Raw genomic sequence first — 24,681 nt, 5'->3', positions numbered from 1 at the left:
TCTTCACAGTATAACCAGATTGCTTGGGGTTATATGGTCAAGTGAAGAAGCGCATACGGTGGATGCCTTGGCAGTCAGAGGCGATGAAAGACGTGGTAGCCTGCGAAAAGCTTCGGGGAGTCGGCAAACAGACTGTGATCCGGAGATGTCTGAATGGGGGAACCCAGCCATCACAAGATGGTTATCTTGTACTGAATACATAGGTGCAAGAGGCGAACCAGGGGAACTGAAACATCTAAGTACCCTGAGGAAAAGAAATCAACCGAGATTCCCTTAGTAGTGGCGAGCGAACGGGGACTAGCCCTTAAGTTGATTTGAGATTAGCGGAACGCTCTGGAAAGTGCGGCCATAGTGGGTGATAGCCCTGTACGCGAAAATCTCTTGTCAATGAAATCGAGTAGGACGGAGCACGAGAAACTTTGTCTGAATATGGGGGGACCATCCTCCAAGGCTAAATACTACTGACTGACCGATAGTGAACTAGTACCGTGAGGGAAAGGCGAAAAGAACCCCGGAGAGGGGAGTGAAATAGATCCTGAAACCGTATGCGTACAAGCAGTGGGAGCAGACTTGTTCTGTGACTGCGTACCTTTTGTATAATGGGTCAGCGACTTATATTCAGTGGCGAGCTTAACCGAATAGGGGAGGCGTAGCGAAAGCGAGTCTTAATAGGGCGTTTAGTCGCTGGGTATAGACCCGAAACCGGGCGATCTATCCATGGGCAGGTTGAAGGTTAGGTAACACTGACTGGAGGACCGAACCGACTACCGTTGAAAAGTTAGCGGATGACCTGTGGATCGGAGTGAAAGGCTAATCAAGCTCGGAGATAGCTGGTTCTCCTCGAAAGCTATTTAGGTAGCGCCTCATGTATCACTGTAGGGGGTAGAGCACTGTTTCGGCTAGGGGGTCATCCCGACTTACCAAACCGATGCAAACTCCGAATACCTACAAGTGCCGAGCATGGGAGACACACGGCGGGTGCTAACGTCCGTCGTGAAAAGGGAAACAACCCAGACCGTCAGCTAAGGTCCCAAAGTTATGGTTAAGTGGGAAACGATGTGGGAAGGCTTAGACAGCTAGGAGGTTGGCTTAGAAGCAGCCACCCTTTAAAGAAAGCGTAATAGCTCACTAGTCGAGTCGGCCTGCGCGGAAGATGTAACGGGGCTCAAACCATACACCGAAGCTACGGGTATCACCTTAGGGTGATGCGGTAGAGGAGCGTTCTGTAAGCCTGTGAAGGTCAGTTGAGAAGCTGGCTGGAGGTATCAGAAGTGCGAATGCTGACATGAGTAACGACAATGGGTGTGAAAAACACCCACGCCGAAAGACCAAGGTTTCCTGCGCAACGTTAATCGACGCAGGGTTAGTCGGTCCCTAAGGCGAGGCTGAAAAGCGTAGTCGATGGAAAACAGGTTAATATTCCTGTACTTCTGGTTATTGCGATGGAGGGACGGAGAAGGCTAGGCCAGCTTGGCGTTGGTTGTCCAAGTTTAAGGTGGTAGGCTGGACTCTTAGGTAAATCCGGGAGTTCAAGGCCGAGAGCTGATGACGAGTGCTCATTAGAGCGCGAAGTGGTTGATGCCATGCTTCCAAGAAAAGCTTCTAAGCTTCAGGTAACCAGGAACCGTACCCCAAACCGACACAGGTGGTTGGGTAGAGAATACCAAGGCGCTTGAGAGAACTCGGGTGAAGGAACTAGGCAAAATGGCACCGTAACTTCGGGAGAAGGTGCGCCGGTGAGGGTGAAGCATTTACTGCGTAAGCTCATGCCGGTCGAAGATACCAGGCCGCTGCGACTGTTTATTAAAAACACAGCACTCTGCAAACACGAAAGTGGACGTATAGGGTGTGACGCCTGCCCGGTGCCGGAAGGTTAATTGATGGGGTTAGCTAACGCGAAGCTCTTGATCGAAGCCCCGGTAAACGGCGGCCGTAACTATAACGGTCCTAAGGTAGCGAAATTCCTTGTCGGGTAAGTTCCGACCTGCACGAATGGCGTAACGATGGCGGCGCTGTCTCCACCCGAGACTCAGTGAAATTGAAATCGCTGTGAAGATGCAGTGTATCCGCGGCTAGACGGAAAGACCCCGTGAACCTTTACTATAGCTTTGCACTGGACTTTGAATTTGCTTGTGTAGGATAGGTGGGAGGCTTTGAAGCGTGGACGCCAGTTCGCGTGGAGCCATCCTTGAAATACCACCCTGGCAACTTTGAGGTTCTAACTCAGGTCCGTTATCCGGATCGAGGACAGTGTATGGTGGGTAGTTTGACTGGGGCGGTCTCCTCCTAAAGAGTAACGGAGGAGTACGAAGGTGCGCTCAGACCGGTCGGAAATCGGTCGTAGAGTATAAAGGCAAAAGCGCGCTTGACTGCGAGACAGACACGTCGAGCAGGTACGAAAGTAGGTCTTAGTGATCCGGTGGTTCTGTATGGAAGGGCCATCGCTCAACGGATAAAAGGTACTCCGGGGATAACAGGCTGATACCGCCCAAGAGTTCATATCGACGGCGGTGTTTGGCACCTCGATGTCGGCTCATCACATCCTGGGGCTGAAGCCGGTCCCAAGGGTATGGCTGTTCGCCATTTAAAGTGGTACGCGAGCTGGGTTTAGAACGTCGTGAGACAGTTCGGTCCCTATCTGCCGTGGACGTTTGAGATTTGAGAGGGGCTGCTCCTAGTACGAGAGGACCGGAGTGGACGAACCTCTGGTGTTCCGGTTGTCACGCCAGTGGCATTGCCGGGTAGCTATGTTCGGAATAGATAACCGCTGAAAGCATCTAAGCGGGAAACTAGCCTCAAGATGAGATCTCACTGGAGCCTTGAGCTCCCTGAAGGGCCGTCGAAGACTACGACGTTGATAGGTTGGGTGTGTAAGCGCTGTGAGGCGTTGAGCTAACCAATACTAATTGCCCGTGAGGCTTGACCATATAACACCCAAGCAATTTGCTGCTCCTGTAAAGAGCAGGGCCAAATTGCGGTAGTGAAGACGAAACGAACCGAAAGTTTGCGACGCACAAATCATCACATACCCGATTCGCCAAGACGTCGCAAGACGGCTTGGCACCAGAATTTCTTGACGACCATAGAGCATTGGAACCACCTGATCCCATCCCGAACTCAGTAGTGAAACGATGCATCGCCGATGGTAGTGTGGGGTTTCCCCATGTGAGAGTAGGTCATCGTCAAGATCAAATTCCGAAACCCCATCTGCGCAAGCAGATGGGGTTTTGTTTTTGCGCCGAAAAAACTCCCGGCCTCCACCGCCACCCCCTCGTTCCCATGCTCCCGCGTGGGAGCGCCTCTCCTGACGCGCAGCAAAGCGACGCCGGAGCGCCAGGCTCTGCATACAGTCCCCCAAGCTTTCTATGCAACCGCTCGCTGCATAGCTATCATGCGTGCCTCATTGAAAGGCGAGATTGGCATGTTGATGTTGTTAAAACTGCTGAAGGATGGTCGGTTCCACTCAGGGCAAGCGCTGGGCGCGGCCTTGGGTGTGAGTCGCAGTGCCGTATGGAAGCAGCTGCAACAGCTGGAAGCCGAGCTGAACCTGCCGATACACAAAGTGCGCGGCCGTGGTTATCAATTGGCTGCGCCTTTATCGTTGCTCGATCAAGAAGCGATTGCACAGGCGTCCAGTGGCGAATGCTGGCCGCCCCTGATATTTGACTCTATCGACTCTACCAATGCCGAGGCTTTGCGCGCCATCGAGCGCGGTCACGCAGCGCCTTTCCTGGTGCTGGCCGAGCGGCAGTCGGCGGGCAGAGGGCGTCGCGGACGCAAATGGGTCAGCCCTTTTGCGGAGAACCTCTATTACAGCCTGGTGCTGCGGATTGACGGTGGCATGCGGCAGCTGGAAGGCTTGAGTCTGGTTGTCGGGCTGGCGGTCATGCAGGCGCTGCGAGAGCAGGGTGTAGCTGAAGCGGGCTTGAAGTGGCCGAATGACGTCCTGGTAGGCACCCGCAAGATTGCCGGGATCCTCCTGGAGTTGGTGGGGGATCCGGCAGACGTCTGCCACGTCGTGCTGGGTGTCGGCATCAATGTGAACATGCAGGCCACCACCGAGGTGGATCAGGACTGGACGTCGGTTCGGCTGGTGACCGGCAAGGCGGTGGATCGCAATCATTTGGTTGCGCGGTTGAATTCGACGCTGCAGTACTATCTGGCGCGGCATCGAGAGTCCGGATTCGAAGCCATTCAGCCGGAGTGGGAGCAAAACCATCTCTGGCAAGGGCGCGCGGTATCGCTAATCGCCGGTGCAAGCCAGGTCGATGGCATTGTTTTGGGGATTGATCAGCAAGGTGCCTTGCGATTGAAAGTGGGTGAAGTTGAAAAACACTTCAGTGGTGGAGAGCTCAGCTTGAGGTTGCGCGATGATTCTTGAGCTCGACTGTGGGAACAGCTTTATCAAATGGCGCGTCATTCGGCGCGACACCTGTGCTGTGGTCGCCGGTGGGGTCACTGATTCCGATCAGGCACTGCTGCGCGAACTGCAGCAAATTTCCGGCTTGAAGCTCACGCATTGCCGTCTGGTGAGTGTGCGGACTGAAGAAGAAACTGCGCGACTGACCGACCTCCTGGTCGCTGATTACTCGCTTGCGGTAGCCATTGCCAAGCCTGCCAAGGAGTTTGCCGGCGTTCGCAACGGTTATGAGGAGTACGAGCGTCTGGGGCTGGATCGATGGCTTGCATTGCTGGGTGGCTATCACCTGGCGGCGGGTGCGTGTGTTGTCATCGACTTCGGGACTGCAGTCACTTCCGACTTTGTGGCGCCTGATGGCGAACATCTGGGGGGCTTTATTTGCCCTGGCATGCCGCTGATGCGTAACCAGCTGCGTACCCATACCCGGCGGATTCGTTATGACGATGCTTCGGCTGAGCGGGCAATGGCAACGCTTGAGCCGGGTCGCTCTACCGTCGAGGCGGTAGAGCGTGGTTGTACGCTGATGCTTCGCGGTTTCGTGCAGACGCAGCTCGAGCATGCAGGGTCGTTGTGGGGTGAAGGCTTTAGCGTTTTCCTTACGGGCGGCGATGCGGACCTGGTGCGGGAAGTGGCGCCGCAAGCTCGGGTTGTCCCGGATCTGGTTTTTGTTGGTCTGGCCATGGCCTGCCCCCTGACCTGAGGTATCTATGCGTTGGTTGTTTCTATTGTTGTTGGTGCTCAACGCCGTCTATTACGTATGGCACCAACAGGAAGCGCCATTGAAGGCCAAGGAAGTGGCGTCGCTCTCGCTTTACAAAGGGACCCAGCAAGACATCCATTTGCTCAGCGAGTCCGGTCGTGACCCGCAGCGCAAGGAGCGAAGCAGGGCTGCGGGTCAGGATGCCCGGGAATGCCTGTATCTGGGGGTCCCTGGCGCGGAGCAGCTCGGGGCACTCTCCCAGCGCCTGGTTGCGATGAACGTCTCGGTGCGCTTGCAGGGCGCAAAGCCGGCGGATTCATCTGGCTTTTGGTTGAGAATCGCGCCCGAAAGCCGCGGTTTGCTGGGGGAAACGGCTATGGGAACACTTTCCCGTGAATTCAAAGACTTAAAACATAAAATAATGCAGTGCGAAGGCATTGCATCTGTCGAATAGTTTGCATAGAATGGCGCCCGCTCCACAGGGATAACGTCTAGTACGAAAACTTGTGAGGCGCCTGTCAACGTAGCTAACCTCAAGATTTTATTGAGAAAAAGGTTGACAGAGGGGTGGCAAGAGTTGATAATGCCGCCACGTTCAGGAGGGGTTCCCGAGCGGCCAAAGGGATCAGACTGTAAATCTGACGTCTACGACTTCGAAGGTTCGAATCCTTCCCCCTCCACCAATTTAGCGAGAGCTGCAGGCTCCGCGGGTATAGTTTAGTGGTAGAACCTCAGCCTTCCAAGCTGATGATGCGGGTTCGATTCCCGCTACCCGCTCCAAGTTTGCAGTTGTTGCGCAGTGTTACGCTCTTGTAGCTCAGTTGGTAGAGCACACCCTTGGTAAGGGTGAGGTCAGCGGTTCAAATCCGCTCAAGAGCTCCATTACTCAGGCAGATATGAAAATATCTGCCTTTGTTTTATAAGTGGTTGAAATCGCTTATTCGGACCGGCATAATGGTCGGCCTGATTATGTTTTTAGGTCAGTAGCTCAATTGGCAGAGCGACGGTCTCCAAAACCGTAGGTTGGGGGTTCGATTCCCTCCTGACCTGCCAGATTCACACGGTGTGTCTGGCTTTCTTTTCACAGGATCCTCCTAGATGACTCCCAAGGCTGAAGCCCAAGACTCTCGTTTTGATCTGCTCAAGTGGCTGGTTGTTGTCGCTTTGGTAGTCGTAGGCGTTGTCGGAAATCAGTACTACTCCGCGTCGCCTCTCCTGTACCGGGTGCTTGCTCTGCTCGCCATTGCTGCTGTCGCTGCCTTCGTTGGTCTGCAGACTGCCAAAGGCAAGTCGTTCTTCGCCCTGGCTAAGGAAGCTCGTACCGAAATCCGTAAAGTCGTTTGGCCGACTCGCCAAGAGACCACTCAGACCACGCTTATCGTAGTGGCTGTCGTGCTGGTCATGGCGTTGCTGTTGTGGGGTCTCGACTCCCTGCTCGGCTGGCTTGTTTCCTTGATTGTTGGCTAAGGGTGTCCCGTGGCTAAGCGTTGGTACGTTGTGCATGCTTACTCGGGTTACGAGAAGCATGTTATGCGCTCTTTGATCGAGCGTGTAAAGCTGGCTGGCATGGAAGACGGTTTTGGCGAAATTCTGGTCCCTACCGAAGAAGTGGTAGAGATGCGTAATGGCCAGAAGCGCAAAAGCGAACGTAAATTCTTCCCTGGCTATGTGCTGGTCCAGATGGATATGAGCGAGGGTACTTGGCACTTGGTCAAGGACACGCCTCGGGTGATGGGTTTCATCGGCGGGACCGCCGACAAGCCAGCACCAATTACCGACAAGGAAGCTGAAGCTATCCTGCGTCGCGTCGCTGATGGCAGTGACAAGCCAAAACCGAAGACTCTGTTCGAGCCGGGCGAGGTTGTGCGCGTGACCGATGGTCCGTTCGCGGATTTCAACGGCACTGTCGAAGAAGTCAACTACGAAAAGAGTCGGATCCAAGTGGCCGTGCTTATTTTCGGACGCTCTACTCCGGTAGAGCTCGAGTTCAGCCAGGTCGAGAAGGTCTAGCTGAAGACAGATCCCATGCCCCGCAGGCGTAAGCTGCGGGGTTTTGTCGTCTCTGGGATAAAACGCAAGCAACCGGGGAGCCTCTTTTGGCGTTCGTACCCGATATTGGAGTAGCTCATGGCTAAGAAAATCACGGCTTACATCAAGCTGCAAGTAAAGGCCGGCCAGGCCAACCCAAGCCCGCCCGTTGGCCCGGCTCTGGGTCAACATGGTGTGAACATCATGGAATTCTGCAAGGCCTTCAACGCCCGTACTCAGGGTCAAGAAGCCGGCTTGCCGACTCCAGTTATCATCACTGTTTACAGTGACCGTAGCTTCACCTTCGAAACCAAAAGCACCCCAGCTTCGGTTCTGCTGAAAAAAGCTGCTGGCCTGACCAGCGGTTCCGCACGTCCGAACACCGTTAAAGTCGGTACCGTGACTCGTGCTCAGCTGGAAGATATCGCTAAAGCCAAAAACGCGGACCTGACTGCCGCGGACATGGAAGCAGCCGTGCGTACCATCGCCGGTTCTGCTCGCTCCATGGGCCTCAACGTGGAGGGTGTGTAATGGCTAAGCTGACCAAGCGCCAAAAGGCTATCGCCAGCAAAATCGAAGCGGGCAAGTCCTACAGCTTTGTAGACGCTGCTGCTCTGCTGACCGAGCTGTCGACTGTCAAGTTCAGCGAGTCTGTTGACGTTGCTGTAAACCTGGGCGTTGACCCACGTAAATCCGACCAGGTCGTTCGTAGCGCTACTGTGCTGCCACACGGCACGGGCAAGACTGTACGTGTTGCTGTCTTCACCCAAGGCCCGGCAGCTGAAGCTGCTCTGGCCGCAGGCGCCGATCGCGTTGGCATGGACGACCTGGCTGCCGAAATGAAAGGCGGCGACCTGAACTATGACGTCGTTATTGCATCCCCGGATGCAATGCGCGTTGTAGGTCAGTTGGGTCAGATCCTCGGTCCACGTGGTCTGATGCCTAACCCGAAAGTCGGCACCGTAACGCCAGACGTAGCTACCGCGGTTAAAAACGCCAAGGCTGGTCAGGTTCGTTATCGCACCGACAAAAACGGCATCATCCACACCTCCGTTGGCAAGGTCGGCTTCGATGCCGTCAAGCTGAAGGAAAACGTTGAAGCCCTGATCGCTGATCTGAAGCGTATCAAGCCAGCTTCCTCGAAAGGTATCTACGTCAAGCGCGTTACCCTGAGCACCACTATGGGCCCAGGTCTGGTCATCGACCAAGGTTCGCTGGACGTATAAGACATGAGTTGACGCAAGTGATTGCGTCAATTGAAAGATTGGGGTCCCTGCCTGGCGGGGGCTGTCCAAGACCGTAGGCGACGCAAGTCTTAAACCTAAAGCCTACGCAGATGGTGCTCCCGGTTCCTTACCGAATCAGACACCAAAACGACATCCGGCTTCGGCTGGATGAAACGGTAACAAGCAGGAGTTAAACCCGTGGCAATTAAACTCGAAGACAAGAAGGCCATCGTCGCTGAAGTCAACGAGGCTGCCAAAGGCGCTCTGTCCGCTGTCGTGGCTGATGCCCGTGGTGTGACTGTAGGCGCAATGACCGGACTCCGTAAAGAGGCTCGTGAAGCTGGCGTTTATGTACGCGTTGTACGTAACACCCTGCTCAAGCGCGCTGTTGCTGACACTGAATACAGTGTTCTCAACGACGTGTTCACCGGCCCGACCCTGATTGCATTCTCCAAGGAACATCCGGGCGCTGCTGCCCGTATTTTCAAAGAGTTTGCCAAGGGTCAGGACAAGTTCGAGATCAAGGCAGCTGCGTTCGAGGGCAAGTACCTCGCAGCTAATCAGATCGACGTACTGGCAAGCCTGCCGACCCGTGACGAAGCAATTTCTCAGCTGATGAGCGTGATTCAAGGCGCAACCAGCAAATTGGCTCGTACTCTGGCGGCCCTTCGCGACCAGAAAGAAGCTGCCGCAGCCTAAGGCTGAGCAACCTCTTTTGCGTTTATTGTTTATTTCGATGGCCGCGTAGGCTGTCACCCCAATACAGGAATTTATAGTCATGTCTCTGACTAACGAGCAAATCATCGAAGCAATCGGCGAAAAATCCGTTATGGAAATCGTTGAGCTGATCAAGGCAATGGAAGAGAAGTTCGGCGTTACCGCTGCTGCTGCTTCCGCTGGCCCAGCTGTTGCTGCTGCCGTTGTTGAAGAACAAACTGAATTCAACGTCATGCTGACCGAAGCTGGCGAGAAGAAAGTTAACGTGATCAAGGCTGTACGTGAACTGACCGGTCTGGGCCTGAAAGAAGCCAAGGCTGTAGTTGACGGCGCTCCTGCCATGGTTCTGGAAGCTGTTGCCAAAGACGCAGCTGACAAAGCCAAAGCAGCTCTGGAAGAAGCAGGCGCTAAAGTCGAGCTGAAGTAAGCATCGACTTTGCGTCTCCAGCCCAAGCGTTAAGCGGACGGCTGATGGCTGGTGGCTCTTGCCACCGGCCTTTTTCCGTTATTGGCAGCCGACCAGGTCGGTGCCTCTAACGTGCTGTAACCACCCGATGCGGTGGCGCAAACCATGGGGTTTGCACGATTTTCTGGCTGCTCCCGTCGGGAGGGGCCAAACAAGCAGGTGACCAAGCTGGGGAACGCTGATGGCTTACTCATACACTGAGAAAAAACGTATCCGCAAGGACTTTAGCAAGTTGCCGGACGTCATGGATGTGCCGTACCTCCTGGCCATCCAGCTGGATTCGTATCGTGAATTCTTGCAGGCGGGAGCGACCAAGGATCAGTTCCGCGACGTGGGCCTGCATGCGGCCTTCAAATCGGTTTTCCCGATCATCAGCTACTCCGGCAATGCTGCCCTGGAGTACGTTGGCTATCGTCTGGGCGAACCGGCGTTTGACGTTAAAGAATGCGTGTTGCGCGGTGTCACGTACGCCGTACCTTTGCGGGTAAAAGTCCGTCTGATCATTTTCGACAAAGAATCGTCGAACAAAGCGATCAAGGACATCAAAGAGCAAGAAGTCTACATGGGTGAAATCCCCCTGATGACTGAAAACGGTACCTTCGTTATCAACGGTACCGAGCGTGTGATCGTTTCCCAGTTGCACCGTTCGCCTGGTGTGTTCTTCGACCACGACCGTGGCAAGACGCACAGCTCCGGCAAGCTGCTGTACTCGGCTCGTATCATTCCTTACCGTGGCTCGTGGCTGGACTTCGAGTTCGATCCGAAAGACTGCGTATTCGTCCGGATCGACCGTCGTCGCAAGCTGCCTGCGTCGGTACTGCTGCGCGCGCTGGGCTACAGCACCGAAGAAGTGCTCGATGCCTTCTACACCACCAACGTATTCCACGTGCAGGGCGAACAGCTCAGCCTGGAGCTGGTGCCTCAGCGCCTGCGTGGTGAAATTGCTGTCCTGGACATCCTCGACAACAACGGCAAGGTCATCGTCGAGCAAGGTCGTCGTATTACCGCACGTCACATCAACCAGTTGGAAAAGGCCGGCATCAAGCAGCTGGAAGTTCCTCTGGACTACGTGCTGGGTCGTACCACCGCCAAGGCTATCGTTCACCCGGCCACCGGTGAAATCCTGGCTGAGTGCAACACCGAGCTGAGCACCGAGATCCTGGTGAAAATCGCCAAGGCTCAGGTCGTTCGCATCGAAACCCTGTACACCAACGATATCGATTGCGGTCCGTTCATTTCCGACACGCTGAAAATCGACTCCACCAGCAATCAACTCGAAGCGCTGGTCGAGATCTATCGCATGATGCGTCCTGGCGAGCCGCCAACCAAGGATGCCGCAGAAACCCTGTTCAACAACCTGTTCTTCAGCCCTGAGCGTTACGACCTGTCCGCGGTCGGCCGGATGAAGTTCAACCGTCGTATCGGTCGTACCGAGATCGAAGGTTCGGGCGTGCTGAGCAAGGAAGACATCGTTGCGGTTCTGAAGACCCTGGTCGACATCCGTAACGGCAAAGGCATCGTCGATGACATCGACCACCTGGGTAACCGTCGTGTTCGCTGCGTAGGCGAGATGGCCGAGAACCAGTTCCGCGTTGGCCTGGTGCGTGTTGAGCGTGCGGTCAAAGAGCGTCTGTCGATGGCGGAAAGCGAAGGCCTGATGCCGCAAGACCTGATCAACGCCAAGCCTGTGGCTGCGGCGGTGAAAGAGTTCTTCGGTTCCAGCCAGCTGTCCCAGTTCATGGACCAGAACAACCCGCTGTCCGAGATCACCCACAAGCGTCGTGTCTCTGCACTCGGCCCAGGTGGTCTGACCCGTGAGCGCGCAGGCTTCGAAGTCCGTGACGTACACCCGACTCACTACGGTCGTGTTTGCCCGATCGAGACGCCGGAAGGTCCGAACATCGGTCTGATCAACTCCCTGGCCGCCTATGCGCGTACCAACCAGTACGGCTTCCTCGAGAGCCCGTACCGCGTGGTTAAAGACGCACTGGTGACCGACGAGATCGTCTTCCTGTCGGCAATCGAAGAGGCCGATCACGTGATCGCCCAGGCTTCGGCTGCGATGAACGACCAGAAGGTGCTGATCGACGAGCTGGTAGCCGTACGTCACCTCAACGAATTCACCGTCAAGGCGCCTGAAGACGTCACCCTGATGGACGTTTCGCCCAAGCAGGTAGTCTCGGTTGCAGCCTCGCTGATCCCGTTCCTCGAGCACGACGACGCCAACCGTGCGTTGATGGGTTCGAACATGCAGCGTCAAGCTGTACCGACCCTGCGTGCTGACAAGCCGCTGGTAGGTACCGGCATGGAACGCAACGTTGCGCGTGACTCCGGCGTTTGCGTCGTGGCCCGTCGTGGCGGTGTGATCGACTCGGTTGACGCCAGTCGTATCGTGGTCCGTGTTGCCGATGATGAAGTCGAGCCAGGCGAAGCCGGTGTCGACATCTACAACCTGACCAAGTACACCCGCTCGAACCAGAACACCTGCATCAACCAGCGTCCGCTGGTGAGCAAGGGTGATCGCGTTCAGCGCAGCGACATCATGGCAGACGGTCCGTCCACCGATATGGGTGAGCTGGCACTGGGCCAGAACATGCGCATCGCGTTCATGGCCTGGAACGGTTTCAACTTCGAAGACTCCATCTGCCTGTCCGAGCGTGTTGTTCAGGAAGATCGCTTTACCACGATCCACATCCAGGAACTGACCTGTGTGGCCCGTGACACCAAGCTTGGCCCAGAGGAAATCACTGCGGACATCCCGAACGTGGGTGAAGCCGCACTGAACAAACTGGACGAAGCCGGTATCGTTTACGTAGGTGCTGAAGTAGGCGCAGGCGACATTCTGGTCGGTAAGGTCACTCCGAAAGGCGAGACCCAGCTGACACCAGAAGAAAAACTGCTGCGTGCAATCTTCGGTGAGAAAGCCAGCGACGTTAAAGACACCTCCCTGCGCGTACCAACCGGTACCAAAGGTACTGTCATCGACGTACAGGTCTTCACCCGCGACGGCGTCGAGCGTGATGCTCGTGCACTGTCGATCGAGAAGAGCCAGCTGGACGAGATCCGCAAGGACCTCAACGAAGAGTTCCGCATCGTTGAAGGCGCAACCTTCGAACGTCTGCGTTCGGCTCTGGTTGGTCAGATTGTCGAAGGTGGTGCAGGCCTGAAGAAAGGCACCGAGATCACCGACGAAGTCCTTGACGGCCTCGAGCACGGCCAGTGGTTCAAACTGCGCATGGCCGAAGACGCGCTGAACGAACAACTCGAGAAGGCTCAGGCCTACATCGTTGATCGTCGCCGACTGCTGGACGACAAGTTCGAAGACAAGAAGCGCAAGCTGCAACAGGGCGATGACCTGGCGCCGGGCGTGCTGAAGATCGTCAAGGTTTACCTGGCAATCCGTCGTCGCATCCAGCCGGGCGACAAGATGGCCGGTCGTCACGGTAACAAGGGTGTGGTCTCCGTGATCATGCCGGTTGAAGACATGCCGCACGATGCCAATGGCACGCCGGTAGACGTCGTCCTCAACCCGTTGGGCGTACCTTCGCGTATGAACGTCGGTCAGATCCTCGAAACCCACCTGGGCCTCGCGGCCAAGGGCTTGGGCGAGAAGATCAACCGCATGCTGGAAGAACAGCGCAAGGCTGCTGAATTGCGCAAGTTCCTCACCGAGATCTACAACGAGATCGGTGGTCGTCAGGAAAACCTGGAAGATTTCTCCGACCAGGAAATTCTGGACCTGGCGAAAAACCTCAAGGGCGGCGTGCCAATGGCGACCCCGGTCTTCGACGGTGCCAAGGAGCACGAAATCAAGGCCATGCTGAAGCTGGCAGACATGCCGGAAAGCGGTCAGATGCAGCTGTTCGACGGTCGTACCGGCAACAAGTTCGAGCGTCCGGTTACCGTTGGCTACATGTACATGCTCAAGCTGAACCACTTGGTGGACGACAAGATGCACGCGCGTTCCACTGGTTCTTACAGCCTGGTTACCCAGCAGCCGCTGGGTGGTAAGGCGCAGTTCGGTGGTCAGCGTTTCGGGGAGATGGAAGTTTGGGCGCTGGAAGCATACGGCGCGGCTTACACCCTGCAAGAAATGCTCACAGTGAAGTCGGACGATGTGAACGGTCGGACCAAGATGTACAAAAACATCGTGGACGGCGATCACCGTATGGAGCCGGGCATGCCCGAGTCCTTCAACGTGTTGATCAAAGAGATTCGTTCGCTCGGTATCGATATCGATCTGGAAACCGAATAACACGTGACGCGAATCGGGAGCGTGGCTGAAAAGCCCGCTCCCTGCTCCGCCAGGAGGAAAGGCCTTGAAAGACCTACTGAATTTGCTGAAAAACCAGGGTCAAGTCGAAGAGTTCGACGCCATCCGTATCGGATTGGCCTCGCCTGAGATGATCCGTTCGTGGTCGTTCGGTGAAGTTAAAAAGCCGGAAACCATCAACTACCGTACGTTCAAGCCAGAGCGCGACGGCCTGTTCTGCGCCAAGATCTTTGGCCCAGTCAAGGACTACGAGTGCCTGTGCGGCAAGTACAAGCGCCTGAAGCACCGTGGCGTGATCTGTGAGAAGTGCGGCGTTGAAGTTGCACTGGCCAAGGTCCGCCGTGAGCGCATGGCTCACATTGAACTGGCATCGCCAGTCGCTCACATCTGGTTCCTGAAGTCCCTGCCGTCGCGTATCGGCTTGCTGATGGACATGACCCTGCGTGATATCGAACGCGTTCTCTACTTCGAGAGCTATGTCGTTATCGACCCGGGCATGACCACCCTGGAAAAAGGCCAGCTGCTGAACGACGAGCAGTACTTCGAAGCACTCGAAGAATTCGGTGACGACTTCGACGCCCGCATGGGTGCCGAGGCTGTCCGTGAACTGCTGCACGCCATTGACCTGGAACACGAGATTGGCCGTCTGCGCGAAGAAATTCCGCAAACCAACTCCGAAACCAAGATCAAGAAGCTGTCCAAGCGTCTGAAGCTGATGGAGGCCTTCCAGGGCTCCGGCAACCTGCCTGAGTGGATGGTGTTGACCGTTCTGCCGGTTCTGCCGCCAGACCTGCGTCCACTGGTTCCGCTCGATGGTGGCCGTTTCGCGACGTCCGACCTCAACGATCTGTATCGTCGAGTGATCAACCGTAACAATCGTCTGAAGCGTCTGCTGGATCTGTCCGCGCCTGACATCATCGTGCGCAACGAAAAGCGCATGCTGCAGGAAGCGGTCGATGCACTGCTCGACAACGGTCGTCGCGGTCGCGCCATTACCGGTTCGAACAAGCGTCCTCTGAAATCCCTGGCCGACATGATCAAGGGTAAGCAAGGTCGTTTCCGTCAGAACTTGCTCGGTAAGCGCGTTGACTACTCGGGTCGTTCGGTAATTACCGTAGGTCCGACCCTGCGTCTGCACCAGTGCGGTCTGCCGAAGAAAATGGCTCTCGAGCTGTTCAAGCCGTTCATTTTCGGCAAGTTGGAAATGCGTGGCCTGGCCACCACCATCAAAGCCGCCAAGAAAATGGTCGAGCGCGAACTGCCAGAGGTCTGGGACGTTCTCGCCGAAGTGATTCGCGAACACCCCGTACTGCTCAACCGTGCACCGACCCTTCACCGTCTGGGTATCCAGGCGTTTGAACCGGTACTGATCGAAGGTAAGGCTATCCAGCTGCACCCTCTGGTCTGTGCTGCGTACAACGCCGACTTCGACGGCGACCAAATGGCCGTGCACGTACCGCTGACGCTGGAAGCCCAGCTCGAAGCGCGTGCGTTGATGATGTCGACCAACAACATTCTGTCGCCAGCCAACGGTGAGCCAATCATCGTTCCGTCGCAGGACGTTGTATTGGGTCTGTACTACATGACCCGTGAAGCGATCAACGCCAAGGGCGAAGGTCGTGTGTTCGCTGACCTGCAGGAAGTCGACCGCGTATTCCGCGCCGGCGAAGCCGCGCTGCACGCCAAGATCAAGGTTCGTATCAACGAAACCGTCAACGATCGTGATGGTGGCAGCGTCAAGAACACCCGTATCGTCGACACCACCGTCGGCCGTGCGCTGCTGTTCCAGGTTGTTCCGCCAGGCCTGTCGTACGACGTGGTCAACCAGCCGATGAAGAAAAAGGCGATCTCCAAGCTGATCAACCAGTGCTACCGCGTGGTTGGTCTGAAAGAGACCGTTATCTTCGCCGACCAGTTGATGTACACCGGTTTTGCCTACTCGACGATTTCGGGTGTTTCCATCGGCGTTAACGACTTCGTTATCCCGGATGAGAAAGCTCGCATCATCGGCACCGCGACCGACGAAGTTAAAGAGATCGAAAGCCAGTACGCGTCCGGCCTGGTAACCCAGGGCGAGAAGTACAACAAGGTAATCGACCTCTGGTCCAAGGCGAACGACGAAGTTTCCAAGGCGATGATGTCCAACCTCTCGAAAGAGAAGGTTATCGACCGCCACGGTAACGAAGTCGATCAGGAGTCCTTCAACTCCATGTACATGATGGCTGACTCCGGTGCCCGGGGTTCGGCAGCTCAGATTCGTCAGTTGGCCGGTATGCGTGGTCTGATGGCCAAGCCGGACGGCTCGATCATCGAGACGCCGATCACCGCGAACTTCCGTGAAGGCCTGAGCGTACTCCAGTACTTCATCTCGACTCACGGTGCTCGTAAGGGTCTTGCGGATACCGCGTTGAAAACCGCTAACTCCGGTTACCTGACTCGTCGTCTGGTAGACGTTGCACAAGATCTGGTTGTGACAGAAGTCGACTGCGGCACCGAACACGGTCTGCTGATGACTCCGCACATCGAAGGCGGCGACGTTGTAGAGCCGCTGGGTGAGCGCGTATTGGGTCGTGTGATCGCTCGCGACGTGTTCAAGCCGGGTACCGATGACGTCATCGTTCCTGCTGGCACGCTGGTAGACGAGAAGTGGGTCGAATTCATCGAGCTGAACAGCATCGACGAAGTGATCGTGCGCTCGCCAATCAGCTGCGAAACCCGCTACGGCATCTGCGCCAAGTGCTACGGTCGCGACCTGGCTCGCGGTCACCAGGTGAACATCGGTGAAGCTGTCGGCGTAATCGCTGCTCAGTCGATCGGTGAGCCGGGTACACAGCTGACCATGCGTACGTTCCACATCGGTGGTGCGGCGAGCCGGACCTCGGCTGCCGACAGCGTTCAGGTGAAAAATGGCGGTACCGTTCGTCTGCACAACCTGAAACACGTAGAGCGTCTGGACGGCAACCTGGTTGCTGTGTCGCGTTCCGGTGAGCTGGCCATCGCTGATGACTTCGGTCGTGAGCGTGAGCGTTACAAGCTGCCATACGGTGCCGTGATTTCGGTGAAGGAAGGTGACAAGGTCGAAGCTGGCGCAATCGTGGCCAAGTGGGATCCGCACACTCACCCGATCGTCACCGAGATGAAAGGTACCGTGACCTACGTGGGCATGGAAGAAGGCATCACGATCAAGCGTCAAACAGACGAACTGACCGGCCTGACCAACATCGAAGTACTCGACGCCAAAGACCGTCCTGCTGCAGGCAAGGAAATTCGCCCGGCGGTCAAGATGGTCGGCGCCGATGGCAAGGATCTGCTGCTGCCAGGTACCGACGTACCGGCTCAGTACTTCCTGCCGGCCAACGCCCTTGTCGGTGTGGCTGACGGTGTGCAGGTGGGTGTGGGTGATGTTATCGCCCGTATCCCGCAGGAAACCTCGAAGACTCGCGACATCACCGGTGGTCTGCCACGCGTTGCCGACCTGTTCGAAGCGCGTCGTCCGAAAGAAGCCTCGATTCTGGCTGAAGTCAGCGGCACCATCGCGTTCGGTAAAGAGACCAAGGGCAAGCGCCGTCTGGTCATCACTCCGAACGACGGTAGCGATCCGTACGAGGAGCTGATTCCGAAGTGGCGTCACCTGAACGTCTTCGAAGGCGAACAAGTGAACCGCGGCGAAGTTATCTCCGACGGTCCAAGCGATCCGCACGACATCCTGCGTCTGCTGGGTGTGAGCGCGCTGGCCAAGTACATCGTCAACGAGATTCAGGACGTTTACCGTCTGCAAGGCGTGAAGATCAACGATAAGCACATCGAGACGATCCTTCGTCAGATGTTGCGTAAAGTCGAGATCTCCGAGTCTGGCGACTCCAGCTTCATCAAGGGCGACCAGATGGAGTTGACGCATGTATTGGTCGAAAACGAGCGTCTGGTGGCCGAGGAGAAATTCATCTCCAAGTACACTCGCGTTCTGTTGGGTATCACCAAGGCGTCGTTGTCGACCGAATCGTTCATTTCCGCAGCTTCCTTCCAGGAAACTACCCGCGTACTGACCGAGGCGGCCGTAACCGGCAAGCGCGATTACCTGCGCGGCCTGAAAGAAAACGTGGTCGTGGGTCGTTTGATCCCGGCCGGTACCGGTCTGGCTTACCACAGCGAGCGCAAGCGTCGCCGTGAAGCAGACAAGCCGCTGCGTGTTAGCGCCAGTGAAGTGGAAGCTGCACTGGCTGAAGCGCTGAACTCCAGCGGTAACTAAGAGCCGGGCCCTGGCGTCCTCGTTCAGCCAAGATCGACATGTTTTGTCGAGAGCAGCTGAGCGGGGAGGGCGGGGCCTTGCCTTGACTGGGGACAAGATCCTCTTTAGACTCTTGTACCCCTAAATTTGGCGGGAATTCGTTCCTGCCATTTTGCTTTTCTTGCAAGACAATAGCGTCGCAAGACAACAGTGGAGCTAGTAGATGGCAACTATCAACCAGCTGGTACGTCAGCCGCGTAAGCGTATCGTCGAGAAGTCCGACGTGCCTGCGCTGCAGAACTGCCCGCAACGTCGTGGCGTGTGCACCCGTGTGTACACCACCACGCCGAAAAAACCTAACTCGGCACTGCGTAAAGTATGCCGTGTGCGTCTGACCAACGGTTTCGAGGTTTCCTCGTACATCGGCGGTGAAGGCCACAACCTGCAAGAACACAGCGTGGTGCTGATCCGCGGCGGTCGTGTAAAAGACTTGCCAGGTGTTCGTTACCACACCGTTCGCGGTTCTTTGGATACTTCCGGCGTTAAAGGTCGTAACCAGGGTCGTTCGAAGTACGGTACCAAGCGTCCGAAGTAATGGTCGCTTGCAGCAAATTGCAGATTTCTATTTTTCTGAGTCGATAAGAGTAAGGTCGGGCGATCACCGAAGGTGGCATGTCCCGAGCTAACCTGAAGACCGTTTGAGGGCTTATCCATGCCAAGAAGACGCGTAGCAGCCAAGCGCGAAGTGCTTGACGATCCAAAATACGGAAGCCAAATCCTGGCCAAGTTCATGAACCACGTGATGGAAAGCGGCAAGAAAGCCGTTGCCGAGCGTATCGTTTATGGCGCGCTGGACAAGGTTAAAGAACGCAAGAACAGCGACCCACTGGAAATCTTCGAGAAAGCTCTCGACGCCATCGCTCCGCTGGTCGAAGTGAAGTCGCGCCGTGTAGGCGGTGCTACTTACCAGGTTCCGGTCGAAGTTCGTCCGTCCCGTCGTAACGCCCTGGCAATGCGCTGGTTGGTAGACTACGCCCGCAAGCGCGGCGAGAAGTCTATGGCTCTGCGTTTGGCCGGCGAGCTGTTGGACGCTGCTGAAGGCAAAGGTGCTGCAGTTAAGAAGCGTGAAGACGTGCACCGTATGGCTGAAGCCAACAAAGCATTCTCGCACTACCGCTTCTAAATCCAGCGTCACTAATTTTGCGAGGGCTTTATGGCTCGTACTACTCCGATTAATCGCTACCGTAACATCGGTATCGTTGCTCACGTGGATGCTGGTAAAACCACCACCACCGAGCGCGTCCTTTTTTACACTGGCGTAAACCACAAAATGGGCGAGGTGCATGATGGCGCCGCGACCATGGACTGGATGGTGCAGGAGCAGGAGCGGGGTATTACCATTACCTCCGCTGCTACTACCGCTTTCTGGGAAGGTTCTGCCAAGCAGTTCCCTAAGCACCGCTTCAACATCATCGATACCCCCGGCCACGTTGACTTCACCATTGAAGTAGAGCGTTCGCTGCGCGTACTCGACGGTGCTGTCGTTGTGTTCTGCGGTACTTCCGGTGTTGAGCCTCAGTCTGAAACCGTATGGCGTCAAGCCAACAAATACGGTGTTCCACGTCTCGTTTACGTGAACAAGATGGACCGTGCTGGCGCAAACTTCCTGCGCGTAGTCGGTCAGATCAAGCAGCGTCTGGGTCACACTCCAGTGCCTATCCAGTTGGCTATCGGTTCCGAAGACAACTTCCAGGGTCAGATCGATCTGATGACCATGGAAGCGGTTTACTGGGACGACGCTGACAAGGGCATGACTGCTCGTCGCGAAGCTGTCCCTGCTGAACTGCAGGAGCTGGCTGAAGAATGGCGCGGCAACATGGTGGAGGCTGCGGCCGAAGCCAACGAAGAACTGATGAACAAGTACCTCGAAGGCGAAGAGCTCTCCATCGAGGAAATCAAGGCCGCTCTGCGTCAGCGTACTATCGCTGGTGAGATCGTTCTGGCTGTTTGCGGTTCTTCCTTCAAGAACAAGGGTGTTCCCCTGGTTCTCGACGCCGTTATCGACTTCCTGCCTGCGCCAGTCGACATTCCTTCCATCAAGGGTTCCGATCCGGATGACGAGACTGTTGAAATGGAGCGTCATGCAGACGACAACGAGCCGTTCTCGGCTCTGGCGTTCAAGATCGCTACCGACCCATTCGTGGGTACCCTGACTTTTGCCCGCGTTTACTCGGGTGTGTTGAACTCCGGCGACGGCGTAATCAACTCGGTCAAGGGCAAGAAAGAGCGCGTGGGTCGTATGGTGCAAATGCACGCAAACACCCGTGAAGAGATCAAGGAAGTTCGCGCTGGCGACATCGCGGCCCTGATCGGCATGAAGGACGTTACCACTGGTGACACCCTCTGCTCCGCTGACAAGCCAATCATCCTGGTTCGCATGGACTTCCCGGAGCCGGTAATTTCGGTTGCGGTAGAGCCCAAGACCAAGGACGACCAGGAAAAAATGGGTATCGCTCTGGGCAAGCTCGCTCAGGAAGACCCGTCTTTCCGCGTCAAGACCGACGAAGAGACTGGCCAGACCATCATCTCCGGTATGGGTGAGCTGCACCTGGACATCCTCGTCGACCGTATGCGTCGCGAGTTCAATGTCGAGGCGAACATCGGCAAGCCGCAGGTTTCGTACCGCGAGAAGATCACCAAGAACTGCGAAATCGAAGGTAAGTTCGTTCGTCAGTCCGGTGGTCGTGGTCAGTTCGGTCACTGCTGGATCCGCTTTGCTCCGGCTGACGAAGGTCAGGAAGGTCTGGTATTCGTCAACGAAGTTGTTGGTGGTGTAGTTCCGAAGGAATACATCCCGGCAATCCAGAAGGGCATCGAAGAGCAGATGAAGAACGGCGTTGTTGCCGGCTATCCGCTGATCGGCCTGAAGGCTACCGTGTTCGATGGTTCCTACCACGACGTCGACTCCAATGAGATGGCGTTCAAGGTGGCTGCCTCCATGGCGACCAAGCAGCTGGCTACCAAAGGTGGCGGTGTGGTGCTTGAGCCGATCATGAAGGTTGAAGTCGTAACACCTGAGGACTACATGGGTGACGTGATGGGTGACCTGAACCGTCGTCGTGGTCTGATCCAGGGTATGGAAGATACGGTTTCCGGCAAGGTGATTCGCGCCGAAGTTCCGTTGGGTGAAATGTTCGGTTATGCGACCGACGTTCGTTCCATGTCTCAGGGTCGCGCGAGCTACTCCATGGAATTCTCCAAATACTCCGAAGCTCCGTCGAATATCGTCGAAGCTATCGTAAAAAAACAAGGCTGATTCAGCCCCTTTAAGCTAGGAGTTCACTGTCGTGGCTAAAGAAAAATTTGATCGTTCCCTACCGCACGTAAACGTTGGCACCATCGGTCACGTTGACCACGGTAAAACCACTCTGACCGCTGCTCTGACTCGCGTCTGCTCCGAAGTTTTCGGTTCGGCTCGTGTTGACTTCGACAAGATCGACAGCGCCCCAGAAGAAAAAGCTCGCGGTATCACCATCAACACCGCGCACGTTGAGTACAACTCTGCGATCCGTCACTACGCTCACGTTGACTGCCCAGGTCACGCGGACTATGTGAAGAACATGATCACCGGTGCTGCGCAGATGGACGGCGCGATCCTGGTTTGCTCGGCCGCTGATGGTCCGATGCCACAAACCCGTGAGCACATCCTGCTGTCCCGTCAGGTGGGCGTTCCGTACATCGTGGTCTTCCTGAACAAGGCTGACCTGGTAGACGACGCTGAGCTGCTGGAACTGGTTGAGATGGAAGTGCGCGATCTGCTGACCACTTACGACTTCCCGGGCGACGACACTCCAATCATCATTGGTTCCGCGCGTATGGCGCTGGAAGGCAAAGATGACAACGAGATGGGTACCACTGCTGTCAAGAAGCTGGTTGAAACTCTGGACAGCTACATCCCAGAACCAGTTCGTCTGACCGATAAGCCGTTCCTGATGCCAATCGAAGACGTATTCTCGATCTCGGGTCGCGGTACTGTTGTGACTGGCCGTATCGAGCGCGGCATCGTCCGTGTTCAAGATCCACTGGAAATCGTTGGTCTGCGTGACACCACCACCACCACCTGCACCGGTGTTGAAATGTTCCGCAAACTGCTCGACGAAGGTCGTGCTGGCGAGAACTGCGGCGTTCTGCTGCGTGGTACCAAGCGTGACGACGTTGAGCGTGGCCAGGTTCTGGTCAAGCCAGGTTCGGTCAAGCCGCACACCAAGTTCACCGCAGAAGTTTATGTTCTGAGCAAAGAAGAAGGCGGTCGTCACACTCCGTTCTTCAAAGGCTACCGTCCACAGTTCTACTTCCGTACTACTGACGTGACTGGTAACTGCGAGCTGCCAGAAGGCGTTGAGATGGTAATGCCGGGTGACAACATTCAAATGGTTGTTACTCTGATCAAGACCATCGCAATGGAAGACGGCCTGCGTTTCGCAATCCGTGAAGGCGGCCGTACCGTTGGTGCTGGCGTCGTAGCAAAAATCATCGAGTAATCGTTGATCGTTTAAAAGGGCCCCCGCTTAGCGGGGGCTTTTTTATTGGGTTGACACCCAGTGGGGGCGTCTATAGAATCACGCCTCCTTTAAACGGGCGTATTGCGCTCGGTGGGAATAGCAGCCGGAGTCTGAAATCCAATGCAAAATCAGCAAATCCGTATCAGGTTGAAGGCTTTCGACCATCGTCTGATCGACCAATCCACCCAGGAAATCGTGGAAACCGCGAAACGTACTGGTGCTCAGGTGCGTGGTCCTATTCCACTCCCTACCCGTAAAGAGCGGTTCACCGTTCTGGTCTCCCCGCACGTCAACAAAGACGCGCGTGACCAGTACGAGATCCGTACTCATAAGCGTGTTCTGGACATCGTCCAGCCAACGGATAAAACCGTTGATGCGCTGATGAAGCTTGATCTTGCGGCAGGTGTGGAAGTGCAGATCAGCCTCGGCTAAGACTTGGGTCTTAGTCGTGTAACGCTCTGAAATGGGCGGCCATAGCGGGTGAAAGCCCCGTACACTCATGAGGTTTACAACATGACTATTGGTGTAGTCGGTCGTAAATGCGGTATGACCCGTATTTTCACCGAAGAAGGTGTCTCCATTCCGGTCACGGTCATTGAGATCGAGCCGAATCGCGTCACCCAGTTCAAAACTGAAGAGACCGATGGCTATCGTGCAGTGCAAGTCACTGTCGGCGAGCGTCGTGCTTCCCGTGTAACAGCTGCTCAAGCTGGCCACTTCGCTAAAGCGAATGTTGCCGCTGGTCGTACCGTAATGGAATTCCGCCTTGAAGAAGGCGAGTACCAGGCCGGCGATCTGATCAACGCTGAAATCTTCGCTGCTGGTCAACTGGTTGATGTAACCGGTCAGTCCAAGGGTAAAGGCTTCCAGGGTACGATCAAGCGCTGGAATTTCCGCGGGCAAGATAACACCCACGGTAACTCCGTATCCCACCGCGTCCCAGGCTCTATCGGCCAGTGCCAGACTCCTGGTCGTGTATTCAAGGGCAAGAAAATGTCCGGTCATATGGGCGCTGAGCGCGTGACCGTGCAGTCCCTGGAAGTAGTGCGCGTGGACGCTGAACGCAATCTGTTGTTGGTCAAGGGTGCTGTTCCTGGCGCTACTGGCGGCAACCTGGTTGTACGTCCAGCAGCCAAGGCTCGCGGTTAAGGGGAAGCTGACATGCAATTAAATGTAAATGACGCTCAAGCGATCGAAGTTTCCGAACTGACCTTCGGTGGTGAGTTCAACGAGACGCTGGTGCACCAAGCAGTCGTGGCCTACATGGCCGGCGGCCGTCAGGGCAGCAAGGCACAAAAGACCCGTTCCGACGTATCCGGTGGCGGTAAGCGCCCATGGCGTCAGAAGGGTACTGGTCGTGCTCGTGCCGGTACCATCCGTAGCCCAATCTGGCGCGGCGGCGGCACCACCTTCGCAGCTCGTCCTCAGGACCACTCGCAGAAGCTCAACAAGAAGATGTATCGCGCAGCACTGCGCTCCATCCTCGCTGAGCTGGTACGCACCGACCGTCTGGTCGTGGTTCAGGACTTCGCTGTTGAAGCGCCGAAAACCAAAGATCTGCTGAACAAGCTGAATGGCATGGGTCTGACCGACGTTCTGATCGTGTCCGAAGCTGTTGATCAGAATCTGTACCTGGCTGCTCGCAACCTGCCTCACGTCGACGTGCGTGACGTGCAAGGTTCCGATCCAGTTAGTCTGATCGCATACGACAAAGTGTTGATCACTGTGTCGGCCGTGAAGAAATTCGAGGAGCTGCTGGGATGAACCAGGAACGCGTATTTAAAGTTCTGCTTGGCCCGCACGTTTCCGAGAAGGCTACGGTTCTGGCAGACAAAAAAGGTCAGTTCGTTTTCAAGGTTGCTACTGATGCAACCAAGCTGGAAATCAAGAAGGCCGTCGAAAGCCTGTTCAGCGTGAAAGTAGAGCGTGTCACTACCCTGAATGTTCTGGGTAAGAGCAAGCGCACTGCTCGCGGTCTGGGCAAGCGTAATGACTGGAAGAAGGCAGTTATCTCCCTTCAGCCAGGCCAAGATCTCGATTTCAGCAGCAGTGCTGAGTAAGGAA

The 24,681-nt window shown here is 55.9% G+C and carries 19 protein-coding genes, 4 tRNA genes and 2 rRNA genes; all 25 read left to right on the top strand.

The window, feature by feature from the left end; all coding sequences use genetic code 11:
- The first annotated feature begins 35 nt into the window (after positions 1 to 35).
- The 25 genes from NVV94_RS24005 to rplW all read left to right on the top strand — a co-directional run bounded on the left by NVV94_RS24005 (position 36) and on the right by rplW (position 24,677).
- Positions 36 to 2,927: ribosomal RNA gene (locus NVV94_RS24005) — 23S ribosomal RNA — on the top strand.
- 145 nt (positions 2,928 to 3,072) lie between these two features.
- Positions 3,073 to 3,188: ribosomal RNA gene (gene rrf / locus NVV94_RS24000) — 5S ribosomal RNA — on the top strand.
- A 233-nt stretch (positions 3,189 to 3,421) separates the two neighbouring features.
- Positions 3,422 to 4,381, top strand: a complete 960-nt coding sequence (birA, locus tag NVV94_RS23995) for a bifunctional biotin--[acetyl-CoA-carboxylase] ligase/biotin operon repressor BirA (protein WP_258447805.1) — start codon at positions 3,422 to 3,424, stop codon at positions 4,379 to 4,381.
- Complete coding sequence (locus NVV94_RS23990) at positions 4,371 to 5,120, top strand: pantothenate kinase (RefSeq protein ID WP_258444783.1); 750 nt, start codon at positions 4,371 to 4,373, stop codon at positions 5,118 to 5,120. The genes birA and NVV94_RS23990 overlap by 11 nt, the downstream gene beginning before the upstream one ends.
- A 7-nt stretch (positions 5,121 to 5,127) precedes the next feature.
- Positions 5,128 to 5,574 (top strand): hypothetical protein, encoded by a 447-nt coding sequence (locus NVV94_RS23985; protein WP_258444782.1) that lies wholly within the window; start codon positions 5,128 to 5,130, stop codon positions 5,572 to 5,574.
- 144 nt (positions 5,575 to 5,718) lie between these two features.
- Positions 5,719 to 5,803, top strand: a tRNA-Tyr gene (locus NVV94_RS23980).
- A 23-nt stretch (positions 5,804 to 5,826) separates the two neighbouring features.
- Positions 5,827 to 5,900, top strand: a tRNA-Gly gene (locus tag NVV94_RS23975).
- Between the two features lie 26 nt (positions 5,901 to 5,926).
- Positions 5,927 to 6,002: transfer RNA gene (locus NVV94_RS23970), tRNA-Thr, on the top strand.
- 95 nt (positions 6,003 to 6,097) lie between these two features.
- Positions 6,098 to 6,173, top strand: a tRNA-Trp gene (locus NVV94_RS23965).
- 45 nt (positions 6,174 to 6,218) lie between these two features.
- On the top strand, positions 6,219 to 6,587 hold the full coding sequence (gene secE / locus NVV94_RS23960) for a preprotein translocase subunit SecE (RefSeq protein WP_258444781.1): 369 nt from the start codon (positions 6,219 to 6,221) through the stop codon (positions 6,585 to 6,587).
- 9 nt (positions 6,588 to 6,596) lie between these two features.
- Positions 6,597 to 7,130: a transcription termination/antitermination protein NusG gene (gene nusG / locus NVV94_RS23955; RefSeq protein WP_258444780.1), complete on the top strand. Its 534-nt coding sequence runs from the start codon at positions 6,597 to 6,599 to the stop codon at positions 7,128 to 7,130.
- 117 nt (positions 7,131 to 7,247) lie between these two features.
- Positions 7,248 to 7,679, top strand: coding sequence for a 50S ribosomal protein L11 (gene rplK, locus NVV94_RS23950; RefSeq protein ID WP_043192510.1), 432 nt, complete (start codon positions 7,248 to 7,250; stop codon positions 7,677 to 7,679).
- Positions 7,679 to 8,374: a 50S ribosomal protein L1 gene (gene rplA, locus NVV94_RS23945; protein ID WP_258444779.1), complete on the top strand. Its 696-nt coding sequence runs from the start codon at positions 7,679 to 7,681 to the stop codon at positions 8,372 to 8,374. Before rplK ends, rplA begins: the two co-directional genes overlap by 1 nt.
- A 198-nt stretch (positions 8,375 to 8,572) precedes the next feature.
- Positions 8,573 to 9,073 carry a 50S ribosomal protein L10 gene (rplJ, locus tag NVV94_RS23940; RefSeq protein WP_258444778.1) on the top strand — a complete coding sequence of 167 codons (501 nt, stop codon included), beginning with the start codon at positions 8,573 to 8,575 and terminating at the stop codon, positions 9,071 to 9,073.
- Positions 9,074 to 9,152: 79 nt separating this feature from the next.
- Positions 9,153 to 9,518 (top strand): 50S ribosomal protein L7/L12, encoded by a 366-nt coding sequence (gene rplL / locus NVV94_RS23935; protein ID WP_258444777.1) that lies wholly within the window; start codon positions 9,153 to 9,155, stop codon positions 9,516 to 9,518.
- A gap of 220 nt (positions 9,519 to 9,738) precedes the next feature.
- The gene (gene rpoB, locus NVV94_RS23930; protein WP_258444776.1) at positions 9,739 to 13,812 is read left to right on the top strand and encodes a DNA-directed RNA polymerase subunit beta; all 4,074 of its coding nucleotides are present in this window, start codon (positions 9,739 to 9,741) and stop codon (positions 13,810 to 13,812) included.
- A gap of 64 nt (positions 13,813 to 13,876) precedes the next feature.
- Positions 13,877 to 18,076: a DNA-directed RNA polymerase subunit beta' gene (gene rpoC, locus NVV94_RS23925; protein WP_258444775.1), complete on the top strand. Its 4,200-nt coding sequence runs from the start codon at positions 13,877 to 13,879 to the stop codon at positions 18,074 to 18,076.
- A 202-nt stretch (positions 18,077 to 18,278) separates the two neighbouring features.
- On the top strand, positions 18,279 to 18,650 hold the full coding sequence (rpsL, locus tag NVV94_RS23920; RefSeq protein WP_003186084.1) for a 30S ribosomal protein S12: 372 nt from the start codon (positions 18,279 to 18,281) through the stop codon (positions 18,648 to 18,650).
- A gap of 117 nt (positions 18,651 to 18,767) precedes the next feature.
- Positions 18,768 to 19,238 carry a 30S ribosomal protein S7 gene (gene rpsG / locus NVV94_RS23915; protein ID WP_073269011.1) on the top strand — a complete coding sequence of 157 codons (471 nt, stop codon included), beginning with the start codon at positions 18,768 to 18,770 and terminating at the stop codon, positions 19,236 to 19,238.
- A gap of 30 nt (positions 19,239 to 19,268) precedes the next feature.
- A complete protein-coding gene (gene fusA, locus NVV94_RS23910; protein ID WP_258444774.1) occupies positions 19,269 to 21,371 on the top strand; it encodes an elongation factor G in 2,103 nt (700 codons plus the stop codon).
- A gap of 31 nt (positions 21,372 to 21,402) precedes the next feature.
- Positions 21,403 to 22,596: an elongation factor Tu gene (gene tuf / locus NVV94_RS23905; RefSeq protein ID WP_258444773.1), complete on the top strand. Its 1,194-nt coding sequence runs from the start codon at positions 21,403 to 21,405 to the stop codon at positions 22,594 to 22,596.
- 141 nt (positions 22,597 to 22,737) lie between these two features.
- A complete protein-coding gene (rpsJ, locus tag NVV94_RS23900; RefSeq protein ID WP_003186070.1) occupies positions 22,738 to 23,049 on the top strand; it encodes a 30S ribosomal protein S10 in 312 nt (103 codons plus the stop codon).
- Positions 23,050 to 23,130: 81 nt separating this feature from the next.
- Entirely contained in the window at positions 23,131 to 23,766 is a 636-nt protein-coding gene (rplC, locus tag NVV94_RS23895) for a 50S ribosomal protein L3 (protein WP_003186059.1), read from the top strand.
- Between the two features lie 12 nt (positions 23,767 to 23,778).
- Positions 23,779 to 24,381 (top strand): 50S ribosomal protein L4, encoded by a 603-nt coding sequence (rplD, locus tag NVV94_RS23890; RefSeq protein ID WP_166363243.1) that lies wholly within the window; start codon positions 23,779 to 23,781, stop codon positions 24,379 to 24,381.
- Positions 24,378 to 24,677 carry a 50S ribosomal protein L23 gene (rplW, locus tag NVV94_RS23885; RefSeq protein WP_002555488.1) on the top strand — a complete coding sequence of 100 codons (300 nt, stop codon included), beginning with the start codon at positions 24,378 to 24,380 and terminating at the stop codon, positions 24,675 to 24,677. Before rplD ends, rplW begins: the two co-directional genes overlap by 4 nt.
- The last annotated feature ends 4 nt before the right edge of the window (positions 24,678 to 24,681 follow it).

This window comes from Pseudomonas sp. LS1212 (genome assembly GCF_024741815.1).
In the GTDB taxonomy this organism is placed as follows: Bacteria; Pseudomonadota; Gammaproteobacteria; order Pseudomonadales; family Pseudomonadaceae; genus Aquipseudomonas.
The sequence above is the reverse complement of the archived record's forward strand: the minus strand, read 5'-3'. Positions and strand labels throughout refer to the sequence as shown.

What these genes read in the sequence shown, in the direction of transcription:
- birA (WP_258447805.1), top strand. Translation starts at nt 3,422, where the DNA reads ATGTTGATGTTGTTAAAACTGCTGAAGGATGGTCGGTTCCACTCAGGG.
- NVV94_RS23990 (WP_258444783.1), top strand. Translation starts at nt 4,371, where the DNA reads ATGATTCTTGAGCTCGACTGTGGGAACAGCTTTATCAAATGGCGCGTC.
- NVV94_RS23985 (WP_258444782.1), top strand. Translation starts at nt 5,128, where the DNA reads ATGCGTTGGTTGTTTCTATTGTTGTTGGTGCTCAACGCCGTCTATTAC.
- secE (WP_258444781.1), top strand. Translation starts at nt 6,219, where the DNA reads ATGACTCCCAAGGCTGAAGCCCAAGACTCTCGTTTTGATCTGCTCAAG.
- rplK (WP_043192510.1), top strand. Translation starts at nt 7,248, where the DNA reads ATGGCTAAGAAAATCACGGCTTACATCAAGCTGCAAGTAAAGGCCGGC.
- rplA (WP_258444779.1), top strand. Translation starts at nt 7,679, where the DNA reads ATGGCTAAGCTGACCAAGCGCCAAAAGGCTATCGCCAGCAAAATCGAA.
- rplL (WP_258444777.1), top strand. Translation starts at nt 9,153, where the DNA reads ATGTCTCTGACTAACGAGCAAATCATCGAAGCAATCGGCGAAAAATCC.
- rpoB (WP_258444776.1), top strand. Translation starts at nt 9,739, where the DNA reads ATGGCTTACTCATACACTGAGAAAAAACGTATCCGCAAGGACTTTAGC.
- rpsL (WP_003186084.1), top strand. Translation starts at nt 18,279, where the DNA reads ATGGCAACTATCAACCAGCTGGTACGTCAGCCGCGTAAGCGTATCGTC.
- rpsG (WP_073269011.1), top strand. Translation starts at nt 18,768, where the DNA reads ATGCCAAGAAGACGCGTAGCAGCCAAGCGCGAAGTGCTTGACGATCCA.
- fusA (WP_258444774.1), top strand. Translation starts at nt 19,269, where the DNA reads ATGGCTCGTACTACTCCGATTAATCGCTACCGTAACATCGGTATCGTT.
- rpsJ (WP_003186070.1), top strand. Translation starts at nt 22,738, where the DNA reads ATGCAAAATCAGCAAATCCGTATCAGGTTGAAGGCTTTCGACCATCGT.
- rplC (WP_003186059.1), top strand. Translation starts at nt 23,131, where the DNA reads ATGACTATTGGTGTAGTCGGTCGTAAATGCGGTATGACCCGTATTTTC.
- rplD (WP_166363243.1), top strand. Translation starts at nt 23,779, where the DNA reads ATGCAATTAAATGTAAATGACGCTCAAGCGATCGAAGTTTCCGAACTG.
- rplW (WP_002555488.1), top strand. Translation starts at nt 24,378, where the DNA reads ATGAACCAGGAACGCGTATTTAAAGTTCTGCTTGGCCCGCACGTTTCC.